The following is a 19582-nucleotide window of genomic DNA, read 5'->3' on the forward strand; positions in this document are numbered from 1 at the left end:
GGCCACTGTCATCGCTCTCGAATCCGTGCCCCTGACCCCTGTGGGCAAGCTCGATCGGCGGGCGTTGCCGATTCCCGAAACGTTCGCCGTCACACGCGAATACCGTGCTCCGCAGTCACACATCGAGCAGACGGTGGCCGCTGTGTTCGCCGAGGTTCTCGGTGTCGAGCGAGTGGGGCTCGACGACGCCTTCTTCGAACTCGGCGGCAACTCGCTCATCGCTACCCGCGTCGTGTCCCGGATCAACACGGCCCTCGATACGGACATCGGTGTACGCGAACTCTTCGAGGCTCCCACCGTCGGCGCTCTCGCGTCGCGGGTGGATGCGCGTGGCACCGGCATCGCCGCCCGCCCTGCTCTGGCACCGCGTCCGCGTCCCGACCGCATCCCGCTGTCGCTCGCGCAACAGCGGATGTGGTTCGCCAACCGCTACGATCCGTCCTCCCCGTCGTACAACATCCCGATGGCACTGCGCCTGTCGGGTGCTCTCGACGTCACAGCGCTGCAGTCCGCTCTCGCCGACGTGCTCGAACGCCACGAATCTCTGCGTACCCAGTTCCCGAGTTCCCCTGAAGGGCCGCACCAGGTCATCCGGCCGGCCGCCGAGGTGGATCTGAACCTCGAGGTGACGCACGTCGCCGACGAGTCGGAACTCCGCGATCGTCTGTTGGCCGTCGCCACCACCGGGTTCGACGTCACCAAGTCCGTGCCGGTCCGCGCAGCGCTCTTCCGGGTGGGGGAGGCGGACTCCACCGAGCACGTTCTCCTCATCGTCATCCACCACATTTCCGCGGACGGCGGCTCGATCGCGCCACTGGCGCGTGACCTGTTCACGGCGTACAGCGCGCGGGTCGAGGGCTCCGCTCCGGCATGGGCGCCCCTCGCGGTGCAGTTCGCCGACTTCGCCCTGTGGCAGCGGGAGGTGCTCGGTTCGGAGGAAGATCCGGCGTCGCCGGCTGCCCGGCAGCTGGACTACTGGGTGAGCACGCTCGCCGATGCGCCTGAACTCCTCGAGCTACCTCTCGATCGCCAGCGCACGCCCAACCGGGTTCCGCAGTCTGCGCGAGTCGAGTTCGAGTTCGGTCCTGACCTGAAAGCCGCCCTCGCGGAGGTCGCGCAGGCGCACCAGGCCTCCGTGTTCATGGTGGTACACGCGGCGTTCGCCGTACTGCTGGCGCGAATGAGCGGTACCGAGGACATCGTGGTCGGTACGCCCGTCGCCGGCCGCGGCGACGCCGCCCTGGACGATCTGGTCGGCATGTTCGTGAACACGCTGGTGCTGCGGACAGAGGTCTCTCAGTCGGCGACCTTCGCCGATGTGCTCGACAGCGTGCGCAACACGGATCTGGGTGCTTTCGGAAACACCGACATTCCCTTCGAAAGGCTCGTCGAGGCACTCGCCCCGGCGCGGTCGAACACCTACGCACCGCTCGTTCAGGTGACGCTGACCTTCCAGAACAACGAAGCGGCCAAGCTCGAGCTGCCCGGTCTGACGGTGACGGCACTCGACAACGAGACCAACCTGGCAAAGTTCGATCTGACCCTCGCCGTCGACGAGCAGGGCGCCGACGCGGACGGTCCGACGAAGGCGATGTTCAGCTACGCGACGGACATCTTCGACGAAGCGACGATCGAGGGCTACCGGTCTCGGTTCCTGGCGATTCTCGATGCGGTCGTGGCGGACAGTTCGGTGATCGTGGGTGACATCGACATCCTGTCGGCCGCAGAACATGCGGAGCTCGGTAGCACTTCCAGCGACACGGTGGAGTCGCTGGGGTCGCACAGTGTCGCGGAGGAGCTCGCGACGCGGCCGCTGCCGGAGTTGCTCGATGCGGCAGCATTGATCAATCCTCACGGTATTGCGTTGTCTCACAACGGTAACGATGTGACCTACCGGCAATGGCACGAGAAGTCCGGTGAGCTGGCGCGGACGCTAGCGAGCGTCGGTGTCGGACCGGAGGCTGCTGTGACGGTGGCCTTGTCGACCTTGCTGCCGGGTCTGCTCGACGGAGCATCCGGTGAAGGTTTCGCGGATCAGTTCGCCGGCATGCTCGCCGGGGTGATCGCCGAAGCCACGTCTGCGTCGGATCGCCGCGCCGGTGCGCTTCCCGTCGACCTCGTGGAGTGCTGGTCGGAGCAGGTCCGGGCAAATCCGGACGCCCTTGCGTTGAAGGGGAACGGCCACGCTCTCTCCCGCCGGGAATTGAACGCCCGGGCCAATCAGCTGGCCCGTGAGCTGGCGTCCCGCGGTGTCCGTCCCGACGACGTGGTCGCCCTGGTGGTTCCCCGCTCGATCGAGTGGATCATCGGCATGCTCGCAACGTGGAAAGCGGGCGCCGCCTACGCACCGATCGATCCGGCCTACCCCGCGGAACGTATCGGCGCCATGCTCCACGACTGTGGTGCTCGTGCCGTTGTCGCTACGACGGCGTGGGCAGGCGCCGACGACGTCGAGGCCGACGTTCTCGTACTCGACGACCCCACCGTGGCGTCGGAGTTGGCGGCACACGATGACTCCGACCCCGTCAATCACTGGACCGAGGACGGATCCGGCGCTCGCCTGGCCTACGTCATCTCCACATCCGGTTCGACCGGTAGGCCCAAACCCGCGCTGGTGCCGATGGCCGGATTCTGCAACATGATGGTGTGGTTCCGCGGCCAACTCGCGCTCGAGCAGGGCGACGGCGTCCTGGTCTCCTCGGCACCCGGATTCGACCTGACGCAGAAGACGGTGTGGGGAACGCTGTCATCGGGTGGAGCGATCCACCTTGCGGTCGAGGGTTTCGAACCCCAGTCGATTCTCCGTCAGATCGACGAGAACGAGTTGACGGTGGTCAACATGGCGCCCGGCGCCTTCGAGATCGTCGCAGAACTCGAGCAGAACGAGGAACTTCGTAGCGTCCGCACCATTGCGCTCGGCGGTGAGGCGGTCAAGGCTGCGCCGCTGAAGAAGTTCCTCGACCGAGGAGTCCGCTGCCACAACAGCTACGGGCCTACCGAAGCGTCCGACATCGTCACGTCCTACGTCATCACACCCGAAGATGCGGTGTCCGATCAATTGCGGCTGCCCATCGGCCCCGCGCTCGACAACGTGGCGCTGTATGTTCTGGACGGCCGGCTCCGCCGGGTTCCCGACGGTATGACGGGTGAGCTCTATGTCGGTGGTATCGCGGTCGGCCGCGGCTACGGCAACATGTTCGGGATCACCTCCACGCGATTCATCGCGGACCCGTTCGGCGCTCCCGGCACCCGGATGTACCGCACAGGCGACCTGGTGCGGCGCCGAAGCGACAAGAACTACGACTTCCTGGGCAGGACCGACTTCCAGGTCAAGATCCGTGGCCTGCGCATCGAACTCGGCGAGATCGAGTTCGCTCTGCTGGCGCACCCCGACGTGTCTCAGACAGTCGTCGTCGTCCGGGACACCCCGCAGGGACAGCGGCTCGTCGCCTACGGCGTGCCGGCTGCCGGGGATATCGATTCGCGGGAGGTCTTGTCCTCGCTCGCGAAGACCCTTCCCGCGCACATGGTTCCCGATGTCCTCGTAGTCCTCGAATCCATGCCGCTGAACAACAACGGCAAAGTGGATCGTAAGCGGCTGCCCGAACCGCACTTCGACTCCGACGACCACGAGTACGTCGCTCCCCGTACTCCGCTCGAAGAGATCGTGGCCGGCGTCTTCGCCGACGTTCTCGGTATCGAACGGGCCGGCGCCACCGATTCGTTCTTCGACCTCGGTGGAAACTCCCTCAGTGCCACCCGGGTGGTAGCGCGTCTCGAAGAGGCCCTCGGCACCGAGTTGACTGTCCGCTCGGTCTTCGAGAACCCGACGGTCGAGGGCGTGGCGGCCGTTGCCGAGCACTCGGCCGACGCCGACCGCGAGCGCCTGCCGTTGACCGCGGGGCCGCGGCCGGAACGAATCCCTCTGTCACTGGCGCAGTCTCGGATGTGGTTCATCAACCAGTTCGACACCGAGTCGGCGGCGTACAACCTGCCGATGGCGGTGCGTCTGCGGGGACACCTCGACATCGATGCGCTGGGTGCGGCTCTCACCGACGTGGTGGAGCGTCACGAGTCGCTGCGCACCCTGTTCCCCGAGTCGCCCGATGGTCCGTATCAGGTGATACTTCCGACCGCCGAGGCCGTGGAGCCGTTGACCGTCGAGCCGACCACGGACGAGGCCGACGCCTACCGCCGAGCGCGTGCGCTCGCGAACACAGGTTTCGACGTCAGTCTCTCGATGCCGTTCCGCGTCGGTCTCATCCAGATGAGTGGAGGCGAGCACATTCTGGTGCTCGTCGTCCACCACATTGCCGCGGACGGCGCCTCGATGGCACCACTGTTCCGGGACATGATGCAGGCGTATGTGACCCGCGCAGCCGGTGACGCACCGGGCTGGGAACCACTGCCCGTGCAGTACGCGGATTTCGCGCTGTGGCAGCGTGAGGTGCTCGGCGACGAATCCGACGCGGAGTCGATCGCGTCGCGCCAGGTCGACTACTGGCGTCACGCACTTGCCGACCTTCCCGAGTCGCTCGAACTTCCCACCGACCGCCCGCGTCCGCCCGTGCAGTCGCTGCGCGGGGCGACGCTCGACTTCGACATCGACCCGGACACGCATCGCGCACTGGCGGCGCTCGCCCGCCGGCACAACGCGAGCATGTTCATGGTCGTGCATGCCGCGTTCGCCGTACTGCTCGAGCGGCTCAGCTCGAATACCGATCTCGCCATCGGCACGCCTGTCGCGGGCCGCGGTGTGCGTGAGATCGACGAGATGGTCGGCATGTTCGTCAATACCCTCGTCCTGCGTAGTTCGGTGAATCCGGAGTTGCGGTTCCTGGAGCTGCTGGCGCAGGTTCGGGAGACCGACCTCGAGGCATTCGCACACGGAGACATTCCGTTCGAGCGGCTCGTCGACGTGCTGAACGTCCCCCGTTCCACGGCCCACCAACCGCTCTTCCAGGTTGCCCTGGCGTTCAACAACACCGGTAGCTCGACTCTCGAGTTCCCCGGCCTCGAGGTCTCGGTCCTGGAGACCCCTCTGGATGTCGCGAAATTCGATCTCCAGCTCAGTGTGGGTGAGCGTTACGTCGACGGGGGAGCGGCAGGCATCGTCGCGTCGTTCAACTACGCGACCGATCTGTTCGACGAGCGGACGGTGCAGAGGTTCGCCGATCGGTTCGTCCGGATTCTCGGAGCGGTGGCGACCGAGCCGGACGTGATTCTCGGCGACATCGACATTCTCGACGCGGCCGAGAAGGCTGCCATCGCACCTGTGCGCGGTCCCCGGTCACTCGAACCGCGGACACTGCCCGAGCTGCTGCGTTCGGGCGTGGACCTCGCACCGGGTTCGGTGGCGCTGTCTTTCGAGGGCCGCGAGCTCACCTACCGCGAACTCGACGAGCAGTCGAACCGGCTGGCGCGCGTGCTGATCGATCAGGGAGTGGGGCCGGAGAACTACGTGGCGCTTGCCATCACCCGTTCCGTGGAATCGATCCTGGGGATCTGGTCGATCGCGAAGGCGGGTGGCGCCTACCTGCCCGTCGACCCGAAGCTTCCGTTCGAGCGCATCAACGAGATGTTGTCCGATTCGGGTGCTGTCCTGGGTCTCACGGTCGATCGTCATCGAGACGACCTGCCGGACACGGTGTCCTGGATCGTCCTCGATGCTCCCGAGTTCGCCGACCAGACGCGTACGGTGTCGGCGGCTCCGGTGCGCGACGCCGATCGTCGCCGTCAGCTGACCGTCGATCATCCGGCGTACCTGATCTACACGTCCGGCTCGACGGGCAAACCGAAGGGCGTCGTGGTCACCCACCGCGGTCTGGCGAACCTCACCAGCGAGGTTCGTGAACACTACGTCGTGTCGCCGAGTTCGCGTTTCCTGCATGTGGCGTCGCCGAGCTTCGACACCTCGGTCGGTGAGATGCTCGCCGCGTTCAGTGCCGGTGCCACTCTGGTGATTTCACCCGCGGACGTGTACGGCGGCGACGAGCTCGCCGACCTGATCCGCCGCGAGCAGGTCAACAACGTCGTGATGACGCCGACCGCACTGATGACCGTCGATCCCGAGGGGCTCGACTCCGTGCGGTCCGTTGTGGTCGGCGGCGACACGTGCACACCGGAACTGGTTGCCCGATGGGCGCCCGGCCGCGAGATGCGCAACGCCTACGGGCCGACCGAGACCACGGTGATCGTCACGATCACCGAACCGATGGTGGCCGGGGAACGGGTGACGATCGGTAAGCCGCTGCGCGGTGTCGAATCACTCATCCTCGACTCCCGGCTGCGCCCGGTGCCCGAAGGCGTTCCCGGCGAGCTCTACATCTGTGGACCGTCGGTGACCCGCGGATACCACAACCGTCCGGCGGTCACGTCGGAGCGGTTCGTGGCCAACCCGTTCGGCGAGCCCGGATCGCGTATGTACCGCACCGGAGACGTGGTGCGGTGGGCGGACGACCACCGCGTGGAGTACGTCGGCCGGTCCGACTTCCAGGTGAAGGTTCGTGGGTTCCGCGTCGAGCTCGGTGAGATCGACGCCGCACTGGCAGCCCAGCCGGACATCGAGTTCGCCGTGACCGTGGGCCGTGAGAACCCCGCGGGCCTGACGACCCTCGTGTCCTACGTCCTGCCGGTCGATGGTGCGACGGTGGATCCGGAATCGCTGAAGACGGTTGTCGGCGAGACCCTTCCGCCGTACATGGTGCCGTCGGTGGTGATCCTGCTCGATGAGATCCCGTTGACCGGAATCGGCAAGCTGGACCGCGCGCGCCTGCCCGAGCCGGAGTTCGTCTCCTCGAGTGCAGAGTTCCGCGCACCGTCGACACCGGCTGAGGAGACCGTCGCCACAATCTTCTGCGAGGTCCTCGGTCTGTCCGCGGTGAGCGTGGACGACAGTTTCTTCGACCTCGGCGGCAACTCGCTCAGCGCCACTCGCGTCGTGTCCCGGGTGGGGCAGGCGTTCGGGCTCCGGGTGGGCGTCCGGGAGTTGTTCGAGGCGCCGACCGTGGCCTCGCTCGCCGTCCGCATCTCGGCCACTGCCACCAGCGACGAGGTTCGACCCGTCCTCGGGCCACGGAAGCGACCGGATCACATTCCCCTCTCCCTCGCGCAGTCGCGAATGTGGTTCATCAACCGCTTCGATCCCGAGTCGGCGGCCTACAACATCCCGTTGGCGGTCCGGTTGACGGGCGCCCTCGACGTGGAGGCGCTGCGGGCCGCGGTGTTCGACGTGCTCGAACGGCACGAATCACTCCGGACCACCTACCCGGATTCCGCGGACGGACCCCACCAGGTCATCGTCCCCGCCGAGCAGGTACCGGTCGATCTCGCGCCGGTTGCCGTGACGGGCGACGAACTTCGCTCCCGCCTGGTGGAGATGGCCACCGCGGGATTCGATGTGACCGCCGACGTGCCCCCGATCCGGATGCGGTTGTTCGAGACGGCCCCTCAGGACTACGTGCTCGCGCTCATCGTGCACCACGTGTCCACCGACGGCGAGTCGACGGCACCGTTCGTGCGCGACGTCATGGTGGCGTACGCGTCCCGTGCAGCGGGACGGGAGCCGGGCTTCGGTCCGCTTCCCGTGCAGTACGCCGACTATGCGATCTGGCAGCGTGAACTGCTGGGCAGCGAAGACGATCCGCAGAGTCTCATCTCGGCACAGCTCGACTTCTGGAAGAAGGCGCTGGCCGGTGTGCCGGACCTTCTCGAGCTTCCGCTCGACCGCCCGCGTCCGCCCGTGCAGTCGCTGCGCGGAGCGCGGGTCGATTTCACGATCGACGCGGCGCTGCACCGAGGCCTGGCGGCACTCGCCCGAGGGCACAACGCCAGTGTGTTCATGGCCGTCCACGCGGCCTTCGCGGTGCTCCTGAGCAGGCTGTCGGGCACCGAGGACATCTCGGTCGGAACGCCGATCGCCGGCCGCGGTGAGCGTGAACTCGACGACGTCGTCGGCATGTTCGTCAACACCCTCGCCCTGCGCGTGCAGGTGGACGACGGGCAGAGTTTCGACGAGATCCTCGACCGTGCACGTGAAGCGGACCTCGAGGCGTTCTCGCACGCCGACGTGCCGTTCGAGCGGCTGGTCGAGGTGCTCAATCCGGCACGATCGATGGCCCATCACCCGATCTTCCAGGTGGGCTACTCGTTCCAGAACACGACGAAGTCCGACCTGCAGCTACCCGACCTGACCGTCGCACCGCTCGACATGGAAGGCGACACAGCTCAGTTCGATCTGCACCTCGTCCTCGGGGACAGCCCCGAGGACGAGGAGATGTCCGGTGTGTTCACCTACGCCACCGACCTGTTCGACGCGGTGACCGTGCAGGGCTTCGCGGATCGGTTCCTGCGGGTGCTCTCGGCTGCCGTCGCGTCACCGCAGGTCGCCGTCGGTGATCTGCCGTTGATCGGGGACGACGAGCGCGCCCAGGTGGTGTCGGGGTGGAACGCCACGGCACGGGCACTGCCCGAGACGACACTCGCCGATATGTTCACCGCCGCGGCCGTCAGGGATCCGGACGCCACCGCGGTCGTGTTCGAGGACGAGTCGCTGACCTATGGCGAATTCGCTGCACGGGTCTACCGGCTCGCCCGCCACCTCATCGATCTGGGTGTGGGACCGGAAACCGTCGTGGGCCTTGCCCTTCCGCGGTCGGTGGAACTGTTGGTCGGCATGTATGCCATTGCGCAGGCCGGCGGTGTGTACCTGCCGATCGATCCGGATCATCCCGTCGAGCGGACGGCGTACGTGCTCGGCAGCGCGCAACCCGTGTGTGTGCTGACTCTCCGGAGCGTCGTCGCGTCGCTGCCGACGGGTGTCGATGTCGTCGTCCTCGACGAGCTCGACCTCACCGGGGCGGCGGACACGTCGATCACCGATGCGGATCGCCGGGCACCGTTGCGGTCGACCCATGCGGCCTATGTGATCTACACGTCCGGCTCGACCGGCCGGCCCAAGGGCGTGACCATCACGCACGGTGCCATCGCGAACCAATTGCGATGGAAGCAGGACGAGTACCCCCTGACCGCCGACGATGCGGTGTTGCTGAAGACGGCGGCCACCTTCGACCTCTCCGTGTGGGAGTTCTGGTGGGCGCTGACCTCGGGGGCACGGCTCGTCGTCGCCAAGCCGGACGGTCACCGAGATCCGTCGTACCTCGCCGGACTCGTTGCCGAGCAGCAGGTCACGAACGTGCATTTCGTTCCGTCGCTGCTCGCGGCTTTCGTCTCGGTGGCGGAGTCTGCCCAGCTCGCGTCGTTGCGACGGGTTCTCTGCATCGGTGAGGCTCTCCCGGCCGACACCGTGCAGCGCCTGCGGGACGTCAGCGGTGCCGAAATCTTCAACCTGTACGGCCCGACCGAAGCGGCGGTCAGCGTCACGCACTACCGGTGCGGCGTCGAACGGGGCGGTTCCGTCCCGATCGGGCGGCCCGAGTGGAACACGCAGACGTACGTTCTCGACACCCGGCTGCACCCCGTGCCTGCCGGCGTGACAGGTGAGCTCTATCTGGCGGGTGACCAGCTGGCTCGCGGCTACCTCGGTCGCCACGACCTCACCGCGGAACGGTTCGTGGCCAACCCCTTCGGGCCTTCGGGTGCCCGGATGTACCGGACCGGTGACCTGGTGCGGTGGAATCGGGACGGCAACCTCGACTATGTGGGCCGCTCCGACTTCCAGGTGAAGGTCCGTGGATTCCGCATCGAGCTCGGCGAGATCGAGCGTGCGCTTCTCGCGCACCCCGCGGTGGCTCAGGCAGTCGTCGTCGTGCACAGCGATCGCCACACCGGTGACCGGCTGGTCGGTTACGTCGTGCCGGAGTCCGGAGATGCACTCGACATCGCGGACGTGCTCGGATCCGTCGGCCGCTCGGTGCCGGGATACATGGTTCCGGCGGCACTCGTGACGCTCGACCGGTTGCCCCTCAACATCAACGGCAAGATCGACCGCAAGGCGCTGCCCGAGCCCGAGTTCGCAGGGGTTTCGGACCAGTACAAGGCGCCGCGGACCCCGGTCGAGGAGATCGTCGCAGGAGTGTTCGCGGACGTGCTCGGCCACGAGCGTGTCAGTGTCGATTCCAGCTTCTTCGACCTGGGTGGCAACTCGCTCGTGGCCACCCGTGTGGTGGCCCGGGTGAACGCCGCACTCGATTCCTCGATCGGTGTGCGTGAGCTGTTCGAGGCGCCCAGCGTGATCGCCCTGTCCGCACGGGTCGAGCAATCCGATTCGGCGGGCGTTGGCCGGCCCGCGTTGGTCCCGCAACCGCGTCCGGCGTGGATCCCGTTGTCCCCGGCGCAGTCTCGGATGTGGTTCATCAACCAGTTCGACACCGCATCGGCGGCCTACAACATCCCGCTCGCGATTCGGTTGACCGGTGAACTCGACGTCCGGGCGCTCGAACAGGCCCTCGGGGACGTCGTCGAACGACACGAGACGCTGCGCACCCGCTACCCGGACACGGGAGAGGGTCCCGGGCAGGTCGTCGTGTCCCGCGCCGAGGCGTTCACGGAACTCGAAGTCCAGAGCGTCGCCGACGAGGACGGTCTGCGGAACCACGTGATCGCCCTCGTCACCGCCGGATTCGATGTCGCGAAGGCAGTACCCGTCCGGGCCCGCCTCCTGCGGCTCGACTCCGAGCATCACGTGCTGGTGATCGTCGTCCACCACATCTCCGCGGACGGTGCCTCGACGGCGCCGCTGGCGCGTGACGTCGTGGTCGCCTACAGCGCCCGGGCCGCCGGATCCGAACCCAACTGGGCCCCGCTCGACGTCCAGTACGCCGATTTCGCGTTGTGGCAGCATGAACTGCTCGGCGACGAGAACGCCCCGGATTCGCTGGCCGCGAAGCAGATCGACTACTGGCGCGAGACCCTGGCCGGGTTGCCGGACGTGCTGCCGCTGCCGACGGACCGACCCCGGCCCCCGGCCCAGTCGATGCGAGGCGCCAACTTCGAGTTCGAGATCGATGCGGAACTCCGTCGACGCCTCGGCGTGCTCGCCCGCGAGCACAATGCGTCGCTGTTCATGGTGGCGCACGCCGCGTTGTCAGTCCTGTTGGCCCGGCTCAGCGCCACGCAGGACATCGCCATCGGCACCGCGATAGAAGGACGCGGTGAGGCAGCTCTCGACGACCTCGTCGGCATGTTCGTCAATACCCTGGTGCTGCGCTCGCAGGTGGATGTCGACGACCGATTCGCCGATCTGCTGGCGCAGGTCCGCCAGCACGACCTCGGCGCGTTCACGCACACCGATGTGCCGTTCGAGCGTCTGGTGGAAATTCTGCAGCCGGAGCGGTCGACCGCCTTCTCGCCGCTGTTCCAGGTTGCGCTGGCCTTCCAGAACATTGAGCAGGCCCACCTCGAACTTCCGGGGCTGACCGTCGAGGGTCTCGACGGGGGAGTCAGCGCGGCCAAGTTCGACCTTCAGCTGACCCTCGCGGACGCTGCCGGAGAGCCCACGGACACCGGTGGCTCCGCGCCGATGCGCGCAGTGTTCACCTATGCCACCGACCTGTTCGACGAACGCACCATCGCCGCGTTCGCGTTCCGGTTCCGCCGCATCCTCGAGGCGATCACCCGCGACGCCTCGGTGGTCATCGGTGACATCGACGTCTTGAACAGCGACGAGCAGCGGGTCCTCGCGCCCGTGCGCGGTGCAGCATCGGTTCCGCCGCAGACGTTGGCCCGCATCCTCTCCGCCGCGGCGGAGGCGGACCCCGAGGCCGTGGCGGTCGTGTGCGGGAACCAGCAGGTCACGTATCGCGAACTCGACGAGCGCTCGAACCGTCTGGCCCGGGTACTGATCGGCCGCGGAATCGGTTCGGACGATTTCGTGGCTCTCGCACTCACCCGATCGGTGGAGTCGATCCTCTCGATCTGGGCGGTCGCGAAGACGGGTGCCGCCTTCGTGCCCGTCGACCCGAGCTACCCGTACGACCGCATTCTGCACATGGTCACCGATTCCCGCGTGGAGATCGGCCTGACCACGGCGGCGCACAGCGCCGACCTGCCGGACACGGTGCGGTGGCTTGTCCTGGGCGACGAAGACATGGACAGTGCGTGCGCCCACGTCTCGTCCGGGGCCGTCACCGACGACACCCGAATCCGTCCTACGCGGGTGGACGACGCCGCATATGTCATCTACACCTCGGGCTCGACCGGTCTGCCGAAGGGCGTCGTCGTCACCCACACCGGGCTGGCGAACGTCACGCGGGAACAGGTCGAACGGCTGGGGCTCACGCCGCAGTCGAGGGTCCTGCACTTCGCGTCGCCGAGCTTCGACGCGTCCGTATTCGAATTGCTTCTGGCCGTTGCGGCCTCGTCGACGATGGTCATCGCCTCCGGAGTCGTGTACGGCGGCGAGGAATTGGCTCGACTGCTCAGGGAGCAGGAGGTCAGCCACGCCTTCATCACCCCGGCGGCGCTGACGACGGTGGATCCCGTCGGCCTGGGTGGCATCGAGGTTCTGTCGGTGGCCGGTGAGGCCTGCCCGCCCGAGCTGATGCAGAGGTGGGCGCCCGGCCGGCGCATGTACAACCTGTACGGCCCCTCCGAAGCGACGATCTGGAGCACGTCGAGCTCCCCGATGAGGGCCGATCGGCCCGTCACCATCGGCGGTCCGACGCGCGGTGTCGACGTGGTCGTGCTCGACTCCCGGCTCAGCCCCGTCCCGGTCGGTGTCGCGGGTGAGCTCTACGTGGCGGGGCCGAGCGTGGCACGCGGCTACCACAACCGATTCGCCCTCACTGCAGAGCGTTTCGTCGCCAACCCGTTCGGTGGTTCGGGGGAGCGGCTGTACCGCACGGGCGACGTCGTCCGCTGGGTCTACGCCGACGACGAAGGATCGGAAGGACAGGGCGAGCTCGTCCTCGACTACGTCGGTCGATCCGATTTCCAGGTGAAGGTCCGCGGATTCCGTATCGAGCTCGGCGAGATCGATGCCGAACTCGGAAGGCATCCGAGCGTGGACTTCGCGGTCACTCTCGGCCATCATCGCGAGCAGACCGGTCAGACCGTCCTCGTCTCCTACGTGATGCCTGCCCCGGGCGCGTCGATCGACGTCGCCGAGTTGTCCGCGTTCGTGTCCGAGACACTGCCGGGCTACATGGTGCCCTCGTCGATCATGCCGATCGACTCGGTGCCGCTGACACCCGCAGGAAAGTTGGACCGCAAGGCACTACCGGAACCCCGGTTCGTGTCGGTCGCCACCGAGTTCCGCGCGCCGTCGACGCCGATGGAGAAGGCCATCGCCGACGTCTTCGCGCAGGTCCTCGGTGTCGAGAGGGTCAGCGTCGACGATTCGTTCTTCGCCCTCGGCGGCGACAGCATCGTGTCGATCCAGCTGACCACGCGGGCCAAGAACGCCGGTGTCCTGTTCTCGGCGCGAGACGTGTTCGAGCGCAAGACTGTTGCCGAACTCGCCGACGTCGCCGCCTGGGCCACCGACGTCGAGTCGGTGACCCTCGAGGAACTGCCCGGCGGCGGAGTCGGTTCGATACCCCTCACGCCGATCGCGCACTGGCTGACCGAAAGCGCGGGCCGATTCGACAGGTTCTCGCAGGCCGTTCTGCTGACCACACCCGCAGGCGTGACCCGGGAGCAGCTGGTGGAGACCGTGGACGCGATCCTGAGTCACCACGACATCCTCCGCTCCCGGTTGACCCGCTCGGGGAACGAGTGGGTGTTCGACACACTGCCCGTCGGCGCGGCTCTCGGCGCCGATGAGCTGTTCGAACGCGTCGAGTTCACCGACAAGCCGGGGACCGAGGCATTCGAGCGGCTGGGGCGTGCGGCACTCGACCGCGCCGCGAGCCGACTCGATCCCGCATCGGGGCGGATGACGGAATTCGTCTGGTTCGCTCCCGCCGAGTCGCTGCCCGGACAGAGCGGACGACTGCTGGTGCTGGCGCACCACCTCGTCGTCGACGGTGTGTCGTGGCGAGTGTTGTTGCCCGACTTCGCCACCGCAGGATCACAGATCGCGCGAGGGGAGAAGCCGCAGCTCGAGCCGGTAGGTTCGTCGGTGCGGGCGTGGGCGCACGGGTTGGTGGAGGAAGCGAAGTCTCCGCACCGTGTGGCCGAACTCGACTTCTGGCGGACCATGCTCGACGGCACCGATCCGCTGCTGGGCAAGCGGGCCTTCGACCGGGAGCGGGATGTGATCGCCCGGACGCACAGTCTGAGCATGACCTTCTCCACACCGGTGACGCAGGCGTTGCTGACCTCGATCCCGCAGTCCGTGAACGGCGGCGTCAACGACGGCCTGCTCGCGGCGCTCGCGCTCGCTGTCGCGCAGTGGCGCCGGAACAAAACCGGAGTCGACGACGCACCGGGCGGCCAGTCGGTGCTCATCAATCTCGAGGGCCACGGCCGTGAAGAATCCGTTGTCCCGGGTGCCGACCTGTCGCGGACCGTGGGCTGGTTCACCAGCCTGTTCCCCGTGCGCCTCGATGTTTCACGTGCCGACCTGGCCGAGGCGTTCGACGGTGGACGGTCTGCGGGTGCGGCGCTGAAGGCCGTCAAGGAACAGCTGCTGGCGGTCCCGGACCGCGGCATGGGCTTCGGCTTGCTGCGCTACCTGAACGAGGAGACCGCCCCGGCGCTGGCAGCGCTGCCGACGCCGCAGATCGGCTTCAACTATCTCGGTCGCGCGGGTTCGGTCGACCTCCCGGAGGAGATCCGGGACCTCGGCTGGGTCCCCGACAGCGACTCGGGCGAGTTCGGCGGCGCAATGGACGACGAGATGGTGGCGCCTGCTGTGCTCAGCATCAACGCCGTCACCGCCGAATCGGCGTCGGGTCCCCAACTCGAGGCGAAGATCGCGTTCGCCGAGGAGATCCTCGACGAATCCGACGTCTGGGAGCTGGCCGAACTCTGGCACTCGGCGGCGGCCGCGTTGGCCGAGCACGCGTCACGGCCCGACGGCGGCGGCCTGACCCCGTCGGACGTCCCGCTCGTCACCGTGACCCAGCATGATCTCGAGATCCTGGAACAGCGCTACCCGGAGGCCTCCGACGTGTGGCCGCTGGCACCGCTGCAGTCGGGCATGTTCTTCCACTCGGTGCTCGCCGAGGACGCAGTCGACGTCTACACCGCACAGGTGGTGCTTGGCCTCGCAGGCACCGTCGATGCGGCCCGACTGCGGGCTGCCGCCGAGGCGCTCATCGCGCGTCACGCGAACCTCCGTACCGCCTTCGTCACCGACGATGCCGGGGAAGCGGTGCAGGTGGTCGTCGATTCCGTGGAACTGCCCTGGGAAGAGATCGACCTGTCCGGACTGTCCGAGGCGGCACGTGAAGAACGGATGAGCACCCTTCTGGGTGAGCACCGCTCGGCTCGCTTCGACATGGCGCGACCCCCGTTGATGCGATTCCTGCTGATTCGCACGGGGCCGGATACCTGCAGCTTCTCCATCAGCAACCACCACATCCTGCTCGACGGATGGTCGATGCCGTTGTTGATGAAGGACTTGTTGGTGTTGTACGCCACCCGGGGAGACGGCTCGGTGTTGCCGCGGGTACGCGGCTACCGGGACTTCCTCAGCTGGCTGTCCGCGCGTGACACGCACGCCTCACGCACTGCGTGGGCGCACGCACTTGCCGGGCTGGACGGTCCCACCGTGCTCGCCGCCGCACCCAGCGGTCCGGTACGCCCCGAGCCCGCCGAGTTCGCGGTACGTCTCGGCGCGGCGGTCAGCGAGAACCTGGCGCGCGTCGCCCGGGATCGTGGCCTGACGATGAACACCATCGTCCAGGCAGCGTGGGGTCTGCTCCTGTCCCGGATGACGGCGTCCGACGACGTCGTCTTCGGTGCCACGGTGTCGGGTCGTCCGCCGGAGGTCAACGGCATCGAATCGATGGTGGGTCTGTTCATCAACACGATCCCGATCCGCGTGCGCATCGATCCCCGCGAGTCGCTCCTCGGGCTTCTCGAGCGTCTACAGGCCGAACAGTCGGCTTTGCTCGAGCATCACCACATCGGGCTGCCCGAGATCCAGCAGATCGCCGGAATCGGCGGACTGTTCGACACGTTGACGGTGTTCGAGTCGTACCCGATCGATCGGGCCGGTCTCACCGAGTCCAGCGACATCGACGGGTTGCGGGTTACCGGTGCGCAGATCAGTGACGCCTCGCATTACCCGCTGAGCCTCCTGGCGCAGTCGGACGCCGAGGTCCAGCTGGTACTGAAGTACCTCCCGGACGTGTTCGGGGAAGACACTGTCGAGCGGATCGGGGCACGCCTGGACCGCATCCTGCACACCATCGCTGCCGGCGGTGCCACGCTGGTCGGCGATCTCGACCTGCTGGCCGCGGAGGAACGCGACCTCGTCCTGTCCCGGTGGAACGACACCGCGCACGCCGTCTCCGCCCAGTCGGTGACCTCGATGTTCCGTGCTCAGGTGGCGCGAACCCCGGATGCGACCGCCGTGGTCGCCGGGCAGGATCGACTGAGCTACGCGCAGTTCGACGCGCGGGTGAACCGGCTGGCCCGTCACCTGATCGCGCTGGGCGTGGGACCGGACTCGGTGGTCGGCATCGCGATGCGACGCTCCCTCGACATGGTGATCAGCCTGTACGCCGTGCACGCGGCGGGTGGTGCATACGTGCCGATCGACCCGGAGCATCCGGCCGACCGGACCACCTACGTGGTGGACAGTGCTGCCCCGACGTGTGTGCTGAGCGTTGCCGACGACATCGCCAATCTCGACGTCGACGTGCCCGTGTATCTGGTGGAGGACTTCGACCTCTCCGGCTACGCCGACACTGCAGTCGAGGATGCCGAGCGGCTCGGTGAACTCCACCCGGAAAATCTGGCGTACGCGCTGTACACGTCCGGTTCGACGGGACGCCCCAAGGGTGTGGCGATTCCGCATTCGGCGCTGGCCAACCAGCTCGAGTGGATGCGGGACGAGTACGGCATCGGTGCCGAGGACGTGATCCTGCAGAAGACCCCCTTCACGTTCGACGCCTCGGTGTGGGAGCTGTTCTTGCCGTTGGTGGTCGGCGGCACCCTCGTCGTCGCCTCCCCGGACGGTCACCGCGACCCCGAGTACATGGCGAAGACGGTGGGCGCGGAGTCGGTGACCGTGGTCCAGTTCGTTCCGTCGGTCCTGACGATGTTCCTCGACGCGGCCACCGCCGACCTGTGCGGTTCGCTGCGGCTGGTCTTCGCCGGCGGTGAACCACTTCCGCAGTCGGCGGCGGATCGGCTCGCACGGATTGGTTCCGCCGAGCTGGTCAACCTGTACGGACCGACCGAGGTCACAATCAACTCGGCGGCTCAGGTCGTGGACCGTTCGCGCACCGGGACCATCGCGCCGATCGGTGGCCCGGTCTGGAACACCCGGGCCTACGTGCTCGACGCCCACTTGACGCCGTCGCCGATCGGTGTCCCCGGTGAGCTGTACCTCGACGGGGCCCAGCTGGCGCGCGGATACATCAACAGCGCTGCGCTGAGCGCCGAACGCTTCGTCGCCGACCCCTTCGGCGCCGACGGCGCACGGATGTACCGCACCGGGGACCTCGTGCGGTGGAACGAGAGCGGTGAACTGGAGTTCGTCGGCCGTACCGACTTCCAGGTGAAGGTCCGCGGCCTGCGTATCGAACTCGGTGAGGTGGAGGAGGCCTTTGTGCGCCACACCGAGGTGGCGCAGGCGGCTGTGATCGTGCGGGACAGTGAGGTCGGCGCACGGCTCGTGGCGTACGTCGTCCCGAAGCCGGGTTCGGCTGTCGACTCGGCTGCACTCACCGGGTTCGTCGCAGAATCGTTGCCCGACTACATGCTGCCGGACGCCGTGATGGTTCTGGCCGAACTGCCGCTGGGTACCAGCGGCAAGCTCGACCGGCGTGCCCTACCGGTGCCCGACTTCGCCTCGGCGGCCCAGTTCCGGGCGCCGCGCACCGACAGCGAACGCGCGCTGGCGTCGATCTTCGCGGCACTGCTCGGGCGGGACCGCGTGGGTGTCGATGACTCGTTCTTCGAGCTCGGTGGCGACAGCATCGTCTCCATTCAGCTGGTAGCGCGGGCACGGTCGGCCGGTATCCACTTCACCGCACGCGACGTGTTCGAACGGCGCACCGTCGCCGAGCTGGCGGCGGTCGCCGATTCGGGGGAGTCCGCGGCCGCGGCGTTGCAGGAATACGAGGGTGGCGGTGTCGGCACGGTGCCGCTCACCCCGGTCGCCCGGAAGATGGTCGAGCGCGGCGGGGATTTCGACCGCTTCGTGATGCCGCTGATGGTGACGCTTCCTGCCGGCATCGGACGTGACCAGCTGATCGCGACACTCTCGGCGGTGGTGGACAAGCACGACGCTCTCCGCGCCACGCTGGTGTCGGAGTCGTCGGAGCCTGCCCTCGAGATCGCACCCGCCGGCAGCGTCGACCTCGACGGTGCCGTGGAGCGTGTCGCCGTCACCGCCGAACCCGGTTCCCCGGAGTTCGACGAGGTGGCGAGTGCCGCCTTCGCGCAGGCGCTCGACCGGCTCGACCCCAGAACAGGTTCGATGCTCCAGTTCGTGTGGTTCGACCCGGCCGATTCGAGCCGGGCGGGCCGACTGCTGGTGGTGCCCCATCACCTCGTGATCGACTCGGTCTCGTGGCGCATTCTGGTCCCGGACCTTGCAACGGCTGGTGCCCAGATCGCAGCGGGGCAGACGCCGTCGCTGGAACCGGTGGGAACGTCCCTGCGGCGGTGGACCGACGGACTCCTCGAGGCAGCCGCGAGTCCGGAGCGGGTGGCCGAACTGGCCGTGTGGGAGCGGATGCTCACCGGCCCGGACCCCGTGCTGGGGTCGCGGGAACTGGATCTTCGGTCCGACCTCGTCAGCAATCTCGAGCGCACCCGGGTCGATGTGCCGGCCCCCGTCACCGAGGCCTTGCTCGGGACGGCTCCCGGCGCACTCGACGCGGAAATCGGTGACGTGCTCGCCGCAGCCCTCGCACTCGCGGTGGCCGCCTGGCGGCAGGGCCGTGGGATCGACGAGCCGTCGGCGGTAGTCACTCTCGAGGGCCATGGTCGCGAAGAATCAGTGGTTCCCGGTGCAGATTTGTCCCGTACGGTCGGCTGGTTCACCACGATGTATCCGGCTCGACTCGATCTCGCAGGGGTCGATATCGGTGAGGCGATCGAGGGTGGCCCGAGTGCGGCAGCAGCGGTACAGGCGGTACGGAATCAGCTCGGTGCGGTACCTGACAAGGGGATCGGCTACGGGTTGCTGCGTTACCTGAACCCGGAGACCGCCGCGGTCATGAGCAATTGGCCGGAACCGCAAATCGTGTTCAACTACATCGGCCGCGTCAATGCTGCGGAAATTCCCGAGGCGGCGCAGGGCCTGGACTGGCTGCCCGATTTCGAGACCTCGGTGACGGGTGGACAGGTGAACAGTGAGATGCCAGCCCAGGCGGTGCTCGACATCCAGTCGGTGATCACCGATACCGCGGATGGTCGGCAGTTGACGGCGTTCATGTCGTTCCCCCCGGGAATTCTGACGGCCTCCGAGGTGGACGACTTCGGGCAGTGCTGGGTAGCGGCACTGACCGGCTTGGTGGCACAGGCGCGGTCCCGAGTCGGACGCTGAGGCATCGTC

Annotated in this window: 1 protein-coding gene (only partly in view); it reads left to right on the plus strand. The window is 67.5% G+C overall.

The features are described from left to right. On the plus strand, positions 1 to 19573 hold the 3' portion of the coding sequence (locus tag HYG77_RS26885) for a non-ribosomal peptide synthase/polyketide synthase (protein WP_280123285.1). The gene continues 14300 nt to the left of window position 1, outside the view; only the last 19573 of its 33873 coding nucleotides appear in the window; the start codon falls outside the window, past its left edge; the stop codon is at positions 19571 to 19573. Positions 19574 to 19582 lie beyond the last annotated feature (9 nt).

The sequence above is a fragment of the Rhodococcus sp. ZPP genome (assembly GCF_017656075.1).
Taxonomy (GTDB): Bacteria; Actinomycetota; Actinomycetes; order Mycobacteriales; family Mycobacteriaceae; genus Rhodococcus_F; species Rhodococcus_F oxybenzonivorans.